This is a genomic window from Leisingera sp. ANG-Vp (assembly GCF_000813725.1).
Lineage (GTDB): Bacteria > Pseudomonadota > Alphaproteobacteria > Rhodobacterales > Rhodobacteraceae > Leisingera.
Map to the genome: position 1 here is coordinate 1 of NZ_JWLD01000116.1, position 15,405 is coordinate 15,405.

Annotated in this window: 13 protein-coding genes; 10 read left to right on the top strand and 3 right to left on the bottom strand. The window is 67.0% G+C overall.

The features are described from left to right. The first annotated feature begins 126 nt into the window (after nucleotides 1-126). The 10 genes from RA20_RS23970 (at nucleotide 127) to RA20_RS24015 (ending at nucleotide 12,901) form a co-directional block, all read left to right on the top strand. Nucleotides 127-1,569: a carnitine 3-dehydrogenase gene (locus tag RA20_RS23970; protein WP_039135255.1), complete on the top strand. Its 1,443-nt coding sequence runs from the start codon at nucleotides 127-129 to the stop codon at nucleotides 1,567-1,569. A gap of 18 nt (nucleotides 1,570-1,587) precedes the next feature. Then, entirely contained in the window at nucleotides 1,588-3,552 is a 1,965-nt protein-coding gene (locus RA20_RS23975) for an oxidoreductase (RefSeq protein WP_039135258.1), read from the top strand. Nucleotides 3,553-3,829: 277 nt separating this feature from the next. Next, entirely contained in the window at nucleotides 3,830-5,167 is a 1,338-nt protein-coding gene (locus RA20_RS23980) for a serine/threonine protein kinase (RefSeq protein ID WP_039135260.1), read from the top strand. Between the two features lie 11 nt (nucleotides 5,168-5,178). Further along, on the top strand, nucleotides 5,179-6,447 hold the full coding sequence (locus tag RA20_RS26270) for an FHA domain-containing protein (RefSeq protein ID WP_052249157.1): 1,269 nt from the start codon (nucleotides 5,179-5,181) through the stop codon (nucleotides 6,445-6,447). Then, nucleotides 6,431-7,444 (top strand): PP2C family protein-serine/threonine phosphatase, encoded by a 1,014-nt coding sequence (locus tag RA20_RS23990; protein ID WP_052249159.1) that lies wholly within the window; start codon nucleotides 6,431-6,433, stop codon nucleotides 7,442-7,444. The genes RA20_RS26270 and RA20_RS23990 overlap by 17 nt, the downstream gene beginning before the upstream one ends. Beyond that, complete coding sequence (locus RA20_RS23995) at nucleotides 7,441-8,661, top strand: hypothetical protein (protein ID WP_039135261.1); 1,221 nt, start codon at nucleotides 7,441-7,443, stop codon at nucleotides 8,659-8,661. The genes RA20_RS23990 and RA20_RS23995 overlap by 4 nt, the downstream gene beginning before the upstream one ends. Nucleotides 8,662-8,723: 62 nt before the next feature. Beyond that, nucleotides 8,724-10,784, top strand: a complete 2,061-nt coding sequence (locus RA20_RS24000) for a dynamin family protein (protein ID WP_039135264.1) — start codon at nucleotides 8,724-8,726, stop codon at nucleotides 10,782-10,784. 14 nt (nucleotides 10,785-10,798) lie between these two features. Then, nucleotides 10,799-11,737, top strand: coding sequence for a dynamin family protein (locus RA20_RS24005; RefSeq protein ID WP_241482325.1), 939 nt, complete (start codon nucleotides 10,799-10,801; stop codon nucleotides 11,735-11,737). Between the two features lie 10 nt (nucleotides 11,738-11,747). Beyond that, on the top strand, nucleotides 11,748-12,113 hold the full coding sequence (locus RA20_RS24010) for a hypothetical protein (RefSeq protein ID WP_039135269.1): 366 nt from the start codon (nucleotides 11,748-11,750) through the stop codon (nucleotides 12,111-12,113). Beyond that, on the top strand, nucleotides 12,113-12,901 hold the full coding sequence (locus RA20_RS24015; RefSeq protein ID WP_039135272.1) for a hypothetical protein: 789 nt from the start codon (nucleotides 12,113-12,115) through the stop codon (nucleotides 12,899-12,901). The genes RA20_RS24010 and RA20_RS24015 overlap by 1 nt, the downstream gene beginning before the upstream one ends. A gap of 11 nt (nucleotides 12,902-12,912) precedes the next feature. Here the strand turns inward: RA20_RS24015 and RA20_RS24020 are convergent, their stop codons facing one another. The 3 genes from RA20_RS24020 to RA20_RS24030 all read right to left on the bottom strand — a co-directional run. Then, on the bottom strand, nucleotides 12,913-14,304 hold the full coding sequence (locus tag RA20_RS24020; protein WP_039135276.1) for an aspartate ammonia-lyase: 1,392 nt from the start codon (nucleotides 14,302-14,304) through the stop codon (nucleotides 12,913-12,915). Nucleotides 14,305-14,307: 3 nt separating this feature from the next. Beyond that, nucleotides 14,308-14,853, bottom strand: a complete 546-nt coding sequence (locus tag RA20_RS24025) for an asparaginase domain-containing protein (protein ID WP_082018109.1) — start codon at nucleotides 14,851-14,853, stop codon at nucleotides 14,308-14,310. A 43-nt stretch (nucleotides 14,854-14,896) separates the two neighbouring features. Further along, the coding region (locus tag RA20_RS24030) for a TRAP transporter large permease subunit (protein WP_152618594.1) at nucleotides 14,897-15,405 on the bottom strand (509 nt) is incomplete at its 5' end.

Genomic DNA, 15,405 nt, shown 5'->3' on the forward strand with positions numbered 1-15,405 from the left:
CGGGGGTGGGGTGCGGGATCGGGTTGCTGTGATCGACTTGTAGCCGGTGAGGGTGACGGAAAGCGCCGCAATGGCGGGGGATGCGCTGAGCGGGCCTGCGCAGGACGCGGTCCGGGAGGCGGCGGAATGAAGGTTGCGATCCTTGGCGGCGGCGTGATCGGCGGCGGTTGGGCAGCGCGGTTCCTGCTCAACGGTCACGACGTGGCGGTCTATGATCCGGCGCCGGAGGCTGAGCGCAAGCTGGGTGAGATTTTGGACAACGCCCGCGCCAGCCTGCCTGCCGTGTACGACCGACCGCTGCCGCCGGAGGGGGCTTTGCGCTTTGCGTCCTCGCTGGCGGAGGCGGTGGCGGGCGCGGACTGGGTGCAGGAAAGCGCGCCGGAGCGGCTGGAGGTGAAACAGGCTCTGTACAAGGAGATTGAGCCGCATTTGGGAGCGGAGACGGTGCTGGCGTCGTCGACCTCGGGCTACAGGCCGAGCCAGCTGCAGGAATTGCTAAAGCGGCCTGACCGGCTGATCGTGGCGCATCCGTTCAACCCGGTTTATCTGGTGCCACTGGTTGAGGTGGTGGGCTCGGACGCGACGCCGGAGGCGTTGAAAACCCGTGCGGCGGAGGTGCTGCGCGGGATCGGGATGCACCCCTTGGTGATGGGCTGCGAGATTGACGGCTTCATCGGCAACCGGCTGCAGGAGGCGGTCTGGCGCGAGACCCTGTGGATGGTGAAGGAGGGTGTTGCCACCACGCAGGAGGTCGACGAGGCGATCTTGTACGGCTTTGGTCTGCGATGGGCGCAGATGGGGCAGTTCGATACTTACCGTCTGGCAGGGGGAGAGGCCGGGATGCGGCACTTCCTGGCCCAGTTCGGGCCTTCGCTGAAGGAACCGCTGACGCGGCTGATGGATGTGCCTGAGCTGCATGAGGGTTTGGTGGAGCGGCTGGCGGCGCAGTCCGATGCACAGTCGGGGCATCTGAGCATCCGGCAGATGGAGCGGGCGCGGGACGCCAATCTGGTGGCGCTGATCCGGGCCTTGAAGCAGCGGAATGCCGGGGCAGGGCGCGCGGTGAAGGCGCAGGAGGCGGGTTTGGCAATCCCGCAGACGGCGGATTTGCCGGTAACCGCCAAGCGGGTGATCCCGCCGAGCTGGACTGATGCAAACGGCCATATGAACGAGGCGCATTACATCGAGGTGGCCTCAAACGCGGCGGATGCGCTGACCGAAAGCTGCGGGGTGACGGCGGAGTATGTCGCGGGCGGCAACAGCCATTTCACGGCTGAGACTCATGTGCGCTTTCTGGCGGAGCTGCATGAGGGGGACGGGATCACCGTGCAGACGCAGGTGCTGCATGGCTCGGGCAAGAAGACGCATCTGTTTCACCGCATCCTGGGACCGGAGGGCCTAAGCGCCACGGTGGAGATGATGATCCTGCATGTGGATCTGGCAACGCGGCGGGTGTCAGACCCTTTGCCGCATGTTGCTGATGCCCTGAAAGCGCTGGAATGCGCCCATTCCCATCTGCCGCGGCCCGATGGCGCCGGGGCGGCGATCCGTGATTTGACAATGACATAGACCCGAGAGGCAGTAGCGATGAGCCAGGCCAGTTTCCCCAATCTGTTCTCCCCGATCACCCTGGGCAGCCTTGCCCTGCGCAACCGGATCGTCTCGACCGGGCATGAGACGCATCTGAACGAGAAGGGGCGGATCGGTGACCGGATGATCGCCTATCACGAAGCGCGGGCGCGGGGCGGCGCCGGGCTGATCGTGGTGGAAGTGGCGCTGGTGCATCCGAGCGCGGTGTTTGTGGCGGATCCGATCCGGGTGGATACGGATGACTGCATCCCCGGCTACCGGCGGCTGGCGGAGGTGGTGAAGGGCCACGGCTGCGGGCTGATTGCGCAGCTGTTCCATCCGGGGCGTGAGATGCTGGCCTCGGAAGACGGCACGGCGCCGGTCTCCTACAGCGCTTCGGCGGTGCCGAACGAGCGGTTCCATGTGATGCCGCGGCCGATGACGCCTGAGATGATTGCGGAAGTCATTGCCTCCTACGGCGCTGCGGCGCTGCGGATGCAGGAAGCCGGGCTGGACGGGGTCGAGATCGTCGCCTCGCATGGCTACCTGCCGGCGCAGTTCCTGAACGGGCAGGTGAACCGGCGCGCGGATGCCTATGGCGGCTCGCTAGAGAACCGGACCCGGTTTATCCGCGAGATTGCGGCGGCGATCCGGGCCGAGACCGGGGAGGGCTTTGCCGTGGGCCTGCGCCTGTCGGGGGATGAGCGCAGCCATGAGGGGCTGGAGGCAGACGAGATCTTGGACGCCTGCGAATTGATCGCGGCAGAGGGCACGCTGGATTACCTGAGCGTGGTGGCGGGGTCCTCGGCGACGCTGGCAGGCTCGGTGCATATCGCGCCGCCGATGTATGAGGATGCGGGCTACACTGCGCCTTTGGGGCAGGCAATCCGGGAGCGGACCGGGCTGGCGACCATTGTGACGGGGCGGATCAACCAGCCGCAGGAGGCGGAAAAGATCATTGCCAGCGGCCAAGCAGATATGTGCGGCATGACCCGGGCGATGATCTGCGATCCGGAAGCGGGCAACAAGGCGCAAGAAGGCCGCGCGGAGGACATCCGCGCCTGCATCGGCTGCAACCAGGCCTGCATCGGCCATTTCCACGACGGCTATCCGATTTCCTGTATCCAGAACCCGGTGAGCGGGCGGGAGCTGCAGTTGGGGGCGCCGTCTCTGGCGGCCGCGAAGCGTCGGGTGATGGTGATCGGCGGCGGCCCCGGCGGCATGAAAGCCGCGGCGGCGGCGGCGGAGCGGGGGCATGAGGTTGCCTTGTTCGAGCAGGAGGCCCAGCTGGGCGGGCAGGCGCGGCTGGCGCAGCTGCTGCCGCACCGGTCCGAGTTCGGCGGCATCATCACCAACCTGACCCGCGAGATGGAGCTGGCCGGGGTGGATATCCGCACCGGCACTGCGGTGGATGAGGGCGTGATACGGGACTATGGCCCGGATGCGGTGATCATCGCATCCGGTGCTGCGCCGCGCTGGCCGGAGTTCGAGGGGCGCGGGGAGGCGCATACCGTGGATGCCTGGCAGGTGCTGCAGGGGCAGGCGGACATCGGCAAGTCGGTGCTGGTTGCGGATTGGCGCGCCGACTGGGTTGGCATGGGCGTGGCTGAGCTGCTGGCGCAGAACGGCCATCATGTGCGGCTGGCGGTGAACGGCTATATGCCGGGGCAGACCATCCAGATGTATGTGCGCGATGCAGGCATCGGGCGGCTGCACTCCCTGGGCGTTGAGGTGCTGCCCTATATGCGGCTGTTCGGGGCCGATGCGGACAGCGTCTACCTGCAGCACATCATGAGCAATGAGGCGGTGATCTGCGAGGGAGTCGATATGCTGGTGCTGTGCCAGGGGCATGTGCCGCGCAACAGCGTTGAAGAGATGGTGCGCGGTTTGGGGCTGGAGCATCACCTGGCAGGCGACTGCGTCGCACCCCGCACGGCGGAAGAGGCGGTCCTGGAAGGGCTGAGGGCCGGCCGCAGCGTCTAGAGTCGGCGCCCCCTGCGCCGCGTTGTTCCGGTCCGGCGTGCGCCCCGGGCCGGATTTGCCATATAGGGCGGCAGTTTAACTAATTCCGGCATAAGAAGTTAGCCGCGTGTAAACCCAATGTTTACTCGCTGGCCAGGGCAATTGCGGCAGCAATGGGGCGGATCTGCCTCAATTGCCGCAAAAACGCCGCGAACAGGCCGCAGTCCGATTTCAGCCTTGGAGACACGCGGCCGCATCGCCGGCTGCGCTCCACTCGCTGCCACGGGGAATTGACACTGTGCCTCATGATACGTCTTTTGCAGAGGATGCGCCGGGCTGCGAGCTGCCCGGCGGCTTCCGGCTGCTGCAGGGGCAGTACCAGATCGAGCGGCCGCTGATCAGCGGCGGCTTTGGCATCACCTATCTGGCCCGGGACAGCCTGGAGCGCCGGGTGGTGATCAAGGAATGTTTCCCGGCCGGGCTGTGCCGCCGCGACGGCACCGATGTGAAACCTGAAGCCATGGGGCATGCCAAGGCCTACCGCAACATCCTGCGGGCGTTCCTGCGCGAGGCCCAGTGGCTGGCCAAGTCGCAGCACCCGGGCATTGCCCAGGTGCATCAGGTCTTCAAGGAAAACCAGACCGCCTATATTGCGATGGAGTGCATTGACGGGCTGGATCTGCTGACCGTGCGCGAGGAGCAGCCGGAGCGGCTGACCGGGGCGGTTTTGAAGCAGATCATGGACCAGGCGCTGGATGTGCTGGGCTGCATCCACAAGCTGGGCGTCCTGCACCGCGATATCTCGCCGGACAACTTCCTGCTGGATAAGAACAACAAGCTGACCCTGATCGATTTCGGTGCCGCCTGCGGCAGCCAGGGCAATGACAGCAGCGGGGCTGCTGCGGTGATGGCAGTGAAGGACGGTTATTCGGCGCATGAGCTGTACCAGCCGGAGCTGCCGCACCGGCCGGTCTGCGATCTCTATGCGCTGGGGGCCACGTTTTACTATCTGATCACCGGGGATGCGCCGCCGCACAGCCAGGAACGTCTGAAGGCGGTGATGGCGGGTGATCCGGACCCCTGCAAGCCGCTGCTGGGCGGCGGCTGGAACGCGGATCCGGCGCTGCTGGCAACGGTGGACATGGCCATGTCGGTGCTGCCGGCGGAACGCTTTCAGTCGGCGCGGGACTGGGCTGGTGCGCTGTCGGAGTGCGAGGAGCCTGAGGTTCAGCCCGTTGAAGATCACACCATGGCAGGCACCGTGCCGGAGCCGGCAGCTGTTGAGGCAGGCGGCGACGGCAAGCTGGTTGAGGCGATTGCCGATCTGGTGGCCCGGACCAATGGCAGCCTGACGCCGGGCAAGCCGCGCGCAGCCCGGGCGGAGCAGGCGCCGCCGCCGCCCAAGCCGCAGGCTGAGGCACGGCCGCTGGTGAACCTCTTTGGCGAGCCGGTCACCGATCTGGAGGCCTGGCTGCAGGAAGAGGATGCCATTGCCCGCCGCCGCAAGAACACGCCGCCTGCGGAACAGCCTCAGGCAGCGGCGGATACAAGCAGCGAGCAGCAGCAGAGCTTTGCAGGGCGCCTGCGCAAAATCCTGGGGCGCAGGCCGGGCGGCCTGGCTCCGGTTAGGAACTGAGGGGAACGGTTATGAAATTCATCAAGGACATCATCGGCGAACGGCGCGAGCGGGTGCAGCAGGACGGGTTTGCACCGGACGCGGCCTCGGCACAGCCGGTGGCGCCGCCGGAGCCGGATGCGATGGCAGCCTTCTTTGCCGATACTTCTGAAGCGGCTGAAGCGCCGGCGCCGCTGCGTCTTGATGACGAATTCCGGACGGCCGGAGTGCAGCAGGACGGGCCTGCAGCGGCTGGGGCCGCAGAAGACCGCACCGAAGCCGCGGCTGCGCCGGAAGAGGCGCCGGTACAGGCGGAATCTGTGGCAGCGGCGCCGGACGAACAGGCGATTGCAGCCTTTTTTGCCCGGGAGCAGGCTGCGGCGGCAGATCCCGTGGAGGCATTCTTTGCGGAGGATGCGGAAGGCCCGGACGCGCTGCAGGATGATGACCTGGAGGATGGTGACGAGGAGACACCGTTTGCGCTTGGCGGGGAGGCGGATTTCTCCCGCCTGATGCAGCCCGAAGCACCGGAGGACGGCGGCGCGGAGCGCAAGCCCTACCGGGTCTTTACCCGGCGGCTGAAACCGGATGCAGAGCCGCGCGTGGAGGCGGCTCCGGAAGCCGCGGCAGACCCTGTGCCGGAACAGATGCCGGAGCAGGCGCATGAGGACGCTGCTGTGCCGGAGCTGGAGCAGATCGTGTCTGCGGCCGCTGTTCAAGCAATGCCTGAAGAGCCGCCTGCTGCGCCTGAACCTCCGGCGGCAGCGGCGCCGGAGCCGATTGACGTGCCGGCCCCCTCGATGGGGCGCGGCGCTGCGCGGGCAGGGCGGGTCAAGACGCGGCTTCTGGGGTTCAGCCCGGATCAGGGCGCGGGCAGCGATCCCTTTGCCCGCAGCGCGGAAGCCGGCGCGCCGGGCTATACGGAGTTTCCTGTCGGCTGGCTGGCTGTCGTCAAGGGGCCGGGGCGCGGTGCAGCCTTCACCCTGTTCAGCGGTGTCACCGTGATCGGCCGCGGCGCGGACCAGACGGTGCGGCTGGACTTCGGCGACAACAGCATCTCGCGCGACAACCACGCGGCGATTGCCTATGACGCGGAGCAGAAGGCTTTTTACATCGGCCATGGCGGCAAGGCCAATCTGGTGCGCTGCAATGGCCGCCCGGTGCTGAGCACCGAGGAGCTGTCGGCGGGCGATGAGATCCGGATCGGCGAGACCACGCTGCGGTTTGTGCCGCTGTGCGGTGCGGATTTCGGCTGGGACCAGATGCAGCAGGGTGATGCCGGTTATGCCGCGGTCCGCTGAATTTTCCTACGACGCCGCAACGGCGATCAGCCAGGGCCGGCGCGAGCGCCAGGAAGACGCTGTGGCAGCGGATTTCCTGGCCGGAGCCGGGACCGGTTTTGCGGTGCTGGCTGATGGCATGGGCGGGCACGCGGCCGGCGATATCGCCAGCAAGATCGTGGTCACCGAGGTGTTCAGCGATCTGAAGCTGCGGGGCGGTGACCCTGAGATGATGGAAGGCCGGATCGGCGATGTGCTGCAGGCGGCTGCTGAGGCGGCAAATGCCTGCCTGGGCGAATATGCCGGCGGTTTCCCGGAAAGCCGGGGCATGGGGGCAACCCTGCTGGCGCCGGTGCTGTTCCAGGAGCGGCTCTATTGGATTTCGGTCGGCGACTCGCCGCTCTATCTGTTCCGGGGCGGCAGGCTGCTGCGGCTGAATGCGGAGCATTCGTTGGCGGCGGAGTTTGCAGAACTGGTGGCGCAGGGCCGGATGCCGGCGGCAGAGGCGGCCAGCCACCCGGACCGCCATTGCGTGACTTCGGTTCTGAACGGCGGCGGGATCCGCCGGATCGATTGCCGCCGCGCGCCGGTGTGCCTGCAGGCGGGTGATATCCTGCTGGCGGCTAGTGACGGGCTGCAGTTCCTGGCCGAGACGGAGATTGCCGGGGTGCTGACGGCGGAGCAGCACAGCACCAGTGCCCGCATCGGTGCGGTGCTGATGCAGCGGCTGGAACAGCTGGGCGCGCCGGAGCAGGACAACGCGGCCCTGTGCGTGATCAAACCCTTTGCGCAGCGGATGCCCGCCCAGAGCGAGCCTGCGCAGGCACGGCCCGTGCACAAGCGGCCCATTCACAAGCGGCCTGCGGAGGCTGAGCCTGCACGGATGGAAGCCCGTGCGGATCAGCAGCCTGCCGGGGCTGCTGCAGCACGGGGGCGGCGCAAGATCACGCTTCTGGCCACTGTCTCCAAACGCGGTGGCGTCTCTTCAACCTGCAGCGTGAGGGATGTGATGCTGTGAGCTTGCCTGCAACCGACATAGATCCGCTGGCCGGACAGCTGGAGCACGTTCTGGGCGCAGGACGGCTGCCGCGGGAGTACAGCAACTGGGGCAGCCAGCTGCTGAAGCGGCTGCGCCAGCCGGTGCGGGTGGCGCTGACCGGCACCGCCGGGGCCGGCAAATCGGCGGTGGCCGACATGCTGCTGGGCCGGGTGGTGATCGGCCGCAAGGCAGGCGGGCATATGGTTGAGATCTGCCATGGCCGGGACGAGCGGGTGGTGTTTGAGGCTGCGGATGGCACGCGGGTGCAGCAGCCGGGGGTGCTGGCCGATGCGGAGGTGCCGCAGGATGCGGTGCTGGTGCGCCAGTATTTGCCGGATCCGCAGCTGCGCTGGCACAGCTATACCGAGCTGCCGCTGTCCGGGTCTGCCGGGCGTCAGCGGGATCTGCTGCAAAAGGCTTCGGCGGCAGTGGATATCATCCTGTGGTGCAGCCAGGAGTTCGGTGCCGCGGAACAGGCATTGTGGGCCGGGGTGCCCGACAGCAGCAAGGACCACAGCTTTCTGGTGCTCACCATGGCCGACCGGCAGATCATGCGCGGCATTCTGGCGGACCGGATTGCCGCGCTGGAGCCGGTTGCGGCGGAGGAGTTTCTGGGGGTCTACCCGGTGGCTGCGATCCAGGGCCTGACAGCACGGACGTCAGGCGGGCCCTCCGGCGCGGGCCTGTGGCGCTCTAGCGGCGGCAAGCAGCTGTTTGACGATGTGATGCATCAGGTCGAGCTGGGCCGGAGCTCGGATCTGGACCAGGCGGAAATGCTGGTGCGGCAGTACGGTGCCGCAGCGCCGTCGCCTGAGCCTGCGCCGCGGCCGGCGGCCCGCAAGCCGCAGGAGCCGCCGCAGGCTTCCGCTGCCAAGCCTGCGGGCGCGGGCCAGGGGCTGGATGCCGCGCTGGAGCGGCTGCAGCAGCGGGCAGAAGAAATGCTGGCCGAGGAGGATGCGGCCGGCGGCCCCCGTGCGGATGCGGTGCTGGGCCGCTGCCTGGAGGCAGTTCAGGAGCTGTCGGAGATGCTAGAGCAGGCGCCGGACAGCCCGGCAGCGGAGACTGCCCGGGAGACGGCGCAGGACGGCAGCGAGCTGATGGTGCTGTGCCAGCTGGAGCAGGGAGAGGATGCCGCCATCGATGCGGTGACGCTGCTGGTGCAGCTGAAGAAAGAACTGGCGGAAGACAGCAGCTGACGGCGCATCGAGCAGCCGGACCTTTGCAATCGACCGCCCCTACAGGACAGAGCAAGACACAGATGAACATGCAGCCCCAGATCGAGAGTGCAACGGACATCCGCGCATCGGCGCGGCCGACCAACCTGAAGGCAGGCCTGGAGCCGCTGGCGGAGTTTGCCGCCAGATCGCAGGATGTTGAAATGGCGCTGGACGTGCTTGCCGAAGCCTCCGGCGAACGGGTTGCACGCAGCCTGGCCCGGCTGAAAGGGGAGCTTGAGGCGTTTGAGCCCAGCGTGACCCTGCTGGGGCAGGTGAAGTCCGGCAAGACCTCGCTGGTCAATGCGATGGCCGGCTGGGCGGATCTGCTGCCCTCGGATGTGAACCCCTGGACCTCGGTGGTGACCTCGCTGCATCTGACGCCCGGCGACCGGCGGCAGGAAGGCAAGGCCTGTTTCCAGTTCATGACCGAAGAGGAATGGGACCGGCTGCTGACCAAGGGCGGCCGCATCGGCGAGATGGCGGGCCGGGCAGGGGCCGGCAGCGAGCTGCAGAAAATCCGCGCTCAGATCGAGGAGATGCGGGAGCGCTCGCGGCAGCGGCTGGGCCGCAAGTTCGAGCTTTTGATGGGCCAGAAGCATGAATACGGCTATTTCGATAAGAACCTGATCGAACGTTACATCTGCCTGGGCGATGATTTTGACGAGCCGGAGGACGGCAGCCTGGATGAGCAAGGCCGTTTTGCCGACATCACCCGTGCCGCCGATCTGTATCTGAACTGCCGCACCGTGCCGCACCGGCTGTGCCTGCGCGACACGCCCGGGGTCAATGACACCTTCATGATGCGCGAGCAGATTACCATTCAGGCGATCCGCGACAGCCGCCTGTGCGTGGTGGTGCTGTCGGCGGGGCAGGCGCTGACCTCGGTCGATCTGGGGCTGATCCGGGTGATTTCGAACCTGCAGTCGCGCGAGGTGGTGATTTTCGTCAACCGGATCGACGAGCTGGCCGAGCCGGCGGTCCAGACCGCCGAGATCGAGGCCAGTATCCGCCAGACGCTGGAGACCCATCACGGCCCCAAGGATGCCGCCATCATCTTTGGCAGCGCCTATTGGGCCAACAAGGTGCTGACCGGCGGGCTGGAAGAGATGGAGAAGGAGAGTTCGGACGCGCTTCTGGACTGGGCGCAGGCCTCGGTTAATGCGTCCCATGCCGGGCAGCCGGCCCAGAACATGGTGTGGGAGCTGTCCGGCCTGCCGGCGCTGAACCGGGCGATTTCCGAGCGCATTGTCAGCGATCTGGGTGATCCGCTGCTGGCCCGGATTGCGGCCTCGGCCGTTACCGCGGCGACTGGCCAGGAGGCGGCCAATGCGGTTCTGGTGCAGGGGGCGGACAGCGCGGCGCATGGCAATGTTCACAGCATCCGCTCCGCCTTTGAAGAGGCTGCGCAATCGCATCTGCAAGCGCTGGAGGCGGAGATCGACGCGGTCTTTGAGGCCTACCGCGAGCGCGCAGACCGGGCGCATGGCAACTTTACCGACCGCGCCACCCATGCGCTGATCGAACACTTGGAAAAATGGGGCGAGGACAGCCCCTGGGAATATGACCCGGCCGGGCTGCGGATGCTGCTGCGGACGGCCTATTCGGTGATGGCCAAACGGCTGCAGGCAACGGCGCAGCTGCGCTACGAGGCGGCGGTGCAGGATGTTGCGGGCGTGCTCTACGACGGGTTCGGCGCAGCGGTTGAAGGCATCCAGCTGTCGGTGCCCGAAGTGCCGGCTCCGGCCTCGCCGGTGGCGCTGGGGCAGGCGATTGCGCTGGATTTCAATGACAGCTGGTGGGCTGCCTGGTGGCGCCGCACCCGCGGCTACAAGGCATTCGCCAAGCGCTTCCGCAGCCTGATCGAAGGCGAGACCGAAGATTTCATGACCCAGCTGAAGACCGTGCAGACGGCGGATGCGCGGGCGGCGGTTCTGGCCCGGCTGCAGGGGTTCTTTGAGGACCAGCGCGACATTCTGCTGGAGATTGCCGATTGCAGCCGCGCGGGCGGCGACATGCAGGCGCTGTTCTCCGGCCCGGAAGGCAGCCGCCGCCGCCAGCAGGCAGAGGCTGCCCTGCAAACGCTCAGGAGCTTTACCGCATGATACAGGAGACCCCCATGCCCGATGCCGACCGCCAGCCCCTGTCCGCGCCCGCGCCGCGCAAGCCGCGCCTGGCGCTGATGGGCGAGTTCAGTGCAGGCAAAAGCACGCTGATCAATCTGCTGGCAGGCCGCCAGCCGCTGCCGGTGCGGGGGACGGCGACGCGGCTGCCGCCGGTGTGGCTTTCGCACGGGGCCGAGGCCGCGCGTATCATCGGCACTGACGGCAGCGAAACGCCGGTCCCGCTGGAGGATCTCGCCAGCGTCGAGATGGAGAGCACGGCGCTGATCCGCCTCAGCCTGCCGGCCGAGGCGCTGGAGCTGTGCGATCTGATCGACATGCCGGGGATTTCAGATCCGAACATGCCCGCCAGCGTCTGGCAGCAGCTGCTGCCGGAAGTGGACAGCGTGATCTGGTGCACCCATGCCACCCAGGCCTGGCGCCAGTCCGAGGCGGCAGCCTGGGAAGAGATCTCAAAGCAGGTCAAGGGGCCCGGGACCTTGCTGATCACCCATTTCGACAAGCTGCGGAACGAACGCGACCGGGAACGGGTTGTGAAACGGGTGCGGAAAGAAACCGGTGATGCCTTTGCCGCGGTCTTTCCGCTGTCGCTGAGCCAGGCCTTGGCGGCGGGCGACGATATGGAGCTGTGGAAGTCCAGCGGCGCCGACGGGTTTGTCGAATACCTGGTGGATCTGCTGCTGAACTGGGATGCGCCGGAGCGCCGTCCGGTGCCGCCGCAGACGCCGGCGGCTGTTGCGGAACCAGCGCCAGCGCCCCGGCCGGTCCCGGCGCAGGGCGGCGAGGTGCTGGAATTCGGTGCTGCGCGCGAGGCCGCGGCAGCGGATGAGCGGCAAGAGCCTGCCGCGGCGGAGGCGGGCAGCCTGGTGATGCCGCGCCGGGTGGTTGCCCGGAAGCGCAGCCCGCGTCCCGAACGCGACCGGCCTGAGGTCTGAAGGGGCGCTGATGACTTTGAGTGATCATCTGGCGCAATTGCGCGGGCGCGAGCCGGACTGCCGGCTGGCTGCCTTTGGCGACATCGGCGCCTGCATCGTCCTGCGCAAAAGCAGTGCGGCGGAGCACCCGCAGGAATATCTGGATGAGCTTTGCCAGCAGGCACGGCGCGGGTTCGGAATGCTGGATGCGGCATCCGGGGCGGAGGCATTGGCGGATGACGTGCTGGTGCTCACGCCTGGCGAGGCGCGGATCTATATCCGGGCGGCAGATGGGTCCGGCGATGCGGTGCTGTGCGTCTGCAGCTCTGCCGCAGCGGCGCAGCGTCTGGCCGGGCCGGCGCGGGATGTTCTGGCGTCACTGGCGGAGGAAGGATGATGGCACAAGCGGCGGCGCAAAACCTGCAAGGGGCTGGTGCTGGCGGCCTGCGGCTGGCGCTGGAGCGGCTGGCGGCAGCACCGGAGACGTTCCGGGAACAGGCCGCTGCAGCCGCATCCGGACAGGCGTCTTTGCAAGCGGTGCTGCTGCGGGAGATCGGGGAAACGGTGCTGCCGCGGGAATTGACGGTTGTGTGCGGGCAGGAAACTGCCGCGGTGCTGGTTGCGGCGCAGCGCAGGCTGGCGGCTGTGCATATGGGTACAGCGCCGGAACGGGGTGCCGGGCCGGATGATCCGGCGGCGGCGGCGCGGATCTTTGCGGGGCAGCTGCGGGCACTGGAAGAGGCTGCAGGCGGACGCGGGTTTGCGATCCGCCGCCGTCCCTGCCAGGCGCCTGACGGGGCAGGCAGCTGCACCGTGGAGCAGTTGCGCAAGGCTTTGGAGGCACCGTCCCGGGGCGGTACGCTGGCCGCCTTCCGGGAGCTGGCCGAGGCAAAGGCCGAGGCGATGGTTTTATGCCGCGGCGATGAGGCCCCGGCTGAGAGCTGGGGGCCGGAAGCCTTGCTGGGCCGGCTGCAGGCGGCGTGCAAGGCGGCCGCCGGACGGGCAGGCGGAGGAACCGCGGCCCGGCTGCCGGAGCCGAAGCCGGAGTGCATGCTGCTGCCGGTTTCGCCGCTGCAAAGTATCCTCGCAGCCTCGGCCGGCGGGGAAACGCTGCTGCTGGCGCTTTCTGCGGAAGCGGCAACGGCAGTCCTGGAGGACTGGAACAGCGTTTTCGCCGCCCCGTAAGGGCTGACGCGCTAAGCCGAAGACGGCGGGCAGGCAGCCTTGCGCAGGGCGTCCAGAATCTGGGACTTGGACAGCCAGCCCATTTCAGCCAGCACCTCGGCAAAATCCTTGCCGTCCGCTTCCGCCTGTTTGACGATTTGCGAGACCTTGCTGTAGCCGAACTGCGGCACAAAGACAGTCGCCAGGGCAGAGGAACCCATCAGGTTTTCCAGCGCCTGCTCCTCCAAGGCATGGATGCCGGAGACGCATTTGTTCGCGAAGATGCGGCAGCCGCGGGTCAGGATGTCCATGCTGTCGAACAGGCGCGAGGCGATCACCGGCTCGAAATGGTTGATCTCCAACTGGCCGCCAAGTGCGGCCATGGAAACCGCCGTGTCATTGCCGGCCACCGCATAGGCGGCCTGCTGCATCATCATTGGCAGCACCGGATTGATCTTGCCCGGCATGATGGAGGAGCCGGGCTGCACCGCGGGCAGCTTGATCTCGCCAATGCCGGATTTCGTGCCCGACGAAAGGACGATCAGGTCGAGGCTGATCTTGCCGATCACCTCGGCGGCGATGCGGAGCTCCGAGGAAACACGGGCGAAGCTGTCGGCGTTCTGCATTCCGTCGAACATGTCTTCCGCCGGGCGCAGCGGCAGGTTCAGGCTCGCCGACAGGTGGCGGTAGACGGCTGCCCTGTAGCCGGGTTGCGCGCCGAGGCCGGTGCCGATGGCGGTGCCGCCAAGCGGCAGCACCTGCAGGTCTGACACCGCGGCCTCGACCTTGCCCCGGGCGCGGGAGATGGCGGCAGCATAGCCGCCGAACTCCTGCCCCAGGGTCATCGGCTGGGCGGCTTGCATGCAGGTGCGGCCGATTTTCAGGACGTCTGCGAATTCTTCCGCCTTGGCTTGGAAGGCATCTGCAAGATGGCCAAGGGCTGATATCAGGGCGGGGGCTTTCTCGAGCACCGCGAGCTTCACCGCCGAGGGCACCACATCGTTGGTGGACTGGCCGGTGTTGACGTGGTCGTTGGGGCTGAGGTGCTGGTACTGACCCGCCGCGTGCCCGAGGATCTGCAGGGCGCGGTTGGCGATCACCTCGTTGGTGTTCATGTTGATCGAGGTGCCGCCGGAGCCTTCCAGCATGTTCACCACAAACTGGCTGTAATGCTGGCCGGCAAGGATTTCATCGCAGGCGGCGGCGATGGCTTCACTTTGTTCAGGCTGCAGGACGCCGATGCTGCCATTGGCCTGCGCAGCTGCCTTCTTGATGGCGGCCAGGGCGCGGATGAAGGCGGGTTCGCTGGCGATGCTGAGCGGTGAGATATCGAAATTCTCAACCGCGCGCAGGGTGTTGACGCCGTAAAGCGCGGTGTCGGGCAGCACGCGGGTGCCGATGCTGTCGGTCTCGGAACGGGGCATGTTTCAAGCCTCCTCGAAGGTCAGTGTGGAGTGGTTCTTGCGCACGCCGGGCAGCGCCAGAATGCGGTTGTGAAAGCTGATGTAGGCGCCGGGCGGCAGCAGCCGCAGGGCCAGCAGCGCCTCGGTCACGTTCTGGGCAGCGTCGGAGCCGGCGACGGCATAAGGCACCATGGCGCCGGTGAAGACGACCGGGACCGGAATGCTGCCCATCTGCGCGCAGAGGGTTTCGCCGCTGGCGGCCAGGCTGTCGGTGCCGTGGGTGACCAGCACTGCCTCATGGGTCTTGGCGGCCTCTGCCACGGCTTGGGCGATCCGGCTGCGGTCCTGCGCCGTGATGTCCAGCGAGTCCTTCTGCATCAGGTCGAGAAAGGTGAAGCGCAGGTCATCCAGACGCAGGCCTGCGATCAGCTCTTTGATCTTGAGCTCGAAGTTGAACAGCCGGGCCTCATTTGGATGGTAGCTTTTGGCAATGGTGCCGCCGGTCATGATGACGGCCACCGAAAGCGGACCTGCGCGAAAGGCCGCGCGGCCGTAGGGCATGGGGGGCATGGGTTCTTCCGTTCGGTTGAAATTCTGGCAGGGCGGCGCGGCTCTAGAGCCCGGTGATCAGCTCCGGCAGCCACAATGCCAGCGAGGGGATGAAAGTGGTCAGCATCACCACCGGGAAATAGGCAAGGAACACGAATACCAGGGTGGGTTTCATCACTTTGGCCAGGGTGGTCTGGCCGATCAGCGTACCGAAATAGAGGATCGGGGCCGTAGGGGGCGTGATCAGCCCCATGCCGAGGTTAACGCCGATGATGGCGGCGAAGTGGACGGGGTGGACGCCGGCCTCGGTCACCACCGGCAGCAGCAGCGGCGCGGCCAGCAGGATGCCGGAGACGTCCTCCATGAACATGCCGATCATCAAGAGGAAGGCGTTGACCAGCAGGAGGAGGATGATCGGGTTTTCCGAAACCGCCAGCATCGAGGTCAGGATCTGCTGCGGCACCTCTTCCAGCGTCAGCACGCGGGCCAGCATATTGGCGGTGAAGATCACCAGCATCAGCACTGCGGTGACCTGGGCGGGTTTCCAGACCACGTCGTAGAAGGATTTGAAGG

Excerpts from the sequence above, each read along its gene's own strand:
- RA20_RS23970 (WP_039135255.1), top strand. The coding sequence starts at position 127 with ATGAAGGTTGCGATCCTTGGCGGCGGCGTGATCGGCGGCGGTTGGGCA.
- RA20_RS23975 (WP_039135258.1), top strand. The coding sequence starts at position 1,588 with ATGAGCCAGGCCAGTTTCCCCAATCTGTTCTCCCCGATCACCCTGGGC.
- RA20_RS26270 (WP_052249157.1), top strand. The coding sequence starts at position 5,179 with ATGAAATTCATCAAGGACATCATCGGCGAACGGCGCGAGCGGGTGCAG.
- RA20_RS23990 (WP_052249159.1), top strand. The coding sequence starts at position 6,431 with ATGCCGCGGTCCGCTGAATTTTCCTACGACGCCGCAACGGCGATCAGC.
- RA20_RS24000 (WP_039135264.1), top strand. The coding sequence starts at position 8,724 with ATGAACATGCAGCCCCAGATCGAGAGTGCAACGGACATCCGCGCATCG.
- RA20_RS24005 (WP_241482325.1), top strand. The coding sequence starts at position 10,799 with ATGCCCGATGCCGACCGCCAGCCCCTGTCCGCGCCCGCGCCGCGCAAG.
- RA20_RS24010 (WP_039135269.1), top strand. The coding sequence starts at position 11,748 with ATGACTTTGAGTGATCATCTGGCGCAATTGCGCGGGCGCGAGCCGGAC.
- RA20_RS24015 (WP_039135272.1), top strand. The coding sequence starts at position 12,113 with ATGGCACAAGCGGCGGCGCAAAACCTGCAAGGGGCTGGTGCTGGCGGC.
- RA20_RS24020 (WP_039135276.1), bottom strand. The coding sequence starts at position 14,304 with ATGCCCCGTTCCGAGACCGACAGCATCGGCACCCGCGTGCTGCCCGAC.
- RA20_RS24025 (WP_082018109.1), bottom strand. The coding sequence starts at position 14,853 with ATGCCCCCCATGCCCTACGGCCGCGCGGCCTTTCGCGCAGGTCCGCTT.